We start from the raw sequence: 289 nt of genomic DNA, 5'->3' as shown, positions 1-289 counted from the left end.
GGGAACCAGCGTCAGCAGGTAGCGGCGACGACCGATGCGATCCACCAGGAAGCTGCCGACCACGGTCATGATCACCACCAGGATGGTGCTGCAGCCGGTGGCCAGCACGGCGGTCTGGTCGGAGAAGCCGGCCTGGGTGAGGATGGTGGGTGCGTAGTAGATCAGGGCATTGTTGCCGGTGATCTGCGAGAACATGGCGATGCCGGCGCCCACCAGCAGGGCCACCTTCTTGCCGGCATTGAGGATGTCGGCGGCGGCCTGCAGGTCGTCTTCCTGGGCATAGGGCCGT

1 protein-coding gene is annotated in these 289 nt (G+C 65.7%); it reads right to left on the bottom strand.

From position 1 onward, the window contains the following. Positions 1-289 (bottom strand): MFS transporter (locus FS767_RS22110; protein ID WP_256674310.1); only part of this gene is annotated, 289 nt, incomplete at both ends.

The organism is Pseudomonas sp. DE0010 (assembly GCF_007680745.1).
In the GTDB taxonomy this organism is placed as follows: domain Bacteria; phylum Pseudomonadota; class Gammaproteobacteria; order Pseudomonadales; family Pseudomonadaceae; genus Aquipseudomonas; species Aquipseudomonas parafulva_B.
This window is presented reverse-complemented; position numbering and strand designations above follow the sequence as displayed.